The 797-nt window shown below is 65.4% G+C and carries 1 pseudogene; it reads right to left on the minus strand.

The annotated features are described in order from the left end of the window. Positions 1 to 4 precede the first annotated feature (4 nt). Positions 5 to 672 (minus strand): annotated as a pseudogene (locus RFN30_RS32295) (IS1380 family transposase); the annotation flags it as partial. Between the last annotated feature and the right edge of the window lie 125 nt (positions 673 to 797).

The following is a 797-nucleotide window of genomic DNA, read 5'->3' on the forward strand; positions in this document are numbered from 1 at the left end:
TTCACCAGCGGGCGCGGATGCGGCGCACGAGGCGGCGCAGATAGCCGCGGATCTCCTCGCCCGTCGGGGTCTTGCCGGGGCGCAGGATCATGGCGACCGGGCGGCCGGTGGCGGCGTCATAGACATGGATCGGCAGGAAGCAACGCTCGTCGTAGTGGGCGGTGAAGAGCGACAGCTGCTGATGGCCGTGAACGACATCGAGCGTATCGTCGACGTCGAGCGTGACGCTTTTCGGCGGCGCGGCGTAGCTCGACAGCCACAGATCGACCAGCACCCGGCCGACCCGGATGACGGTCCTGACGTCGGGCAGGTTCTCCAGCCGCGACGTCGGCTGCGAGCACAGGTCGAGCCCGCTATCGGGCAACCGTCCGCAGGCGAGCTTGAAGGCTGGATCGGTGCGCAGCCGGTTGAGATCGTTGGCATCCTCATAACCGCAGGCGATGGCGAAGATGCGGGCGCGCAGGATGTCGGTCATGGCGTGCGTCACGCGCGCTCGATCACGTGGATCGTGGATCGCAGCCGCAAGCCGGTCTGCCAGTCGCAAACGCGTTCGGCGGCCGCCAGAAGCATCACGCCGCCATCCGATGTGATGCGACCGCCGTCAAACGCAGCTGTGATCTTCTTGCGTCCGACGGCTGGAAAAGACAGCGGCAGCAACGTATCCTCGGTCACGACGGGTGTGGCTCGCGAGATGCGGTGGAAGGGTTGCAACCGAATCCTGCGCCAAATCGATCGCTTAAGCTACATCCGCCAGCCTCAAAGGCCCATCGTCGTGCATAAGACGGGCTAGTGAAGTG

Source organism: Mesorhizobium dulcispinae (assembly GCF_033977345.1).
Taxonomy (GTDB): Bacteria; Pseudomonadota; Alphaproteobacteria; order Rhizobiales; family Rhizobiaceae; genus Mesorhizobium; species Mesorhizobium dulcispinae.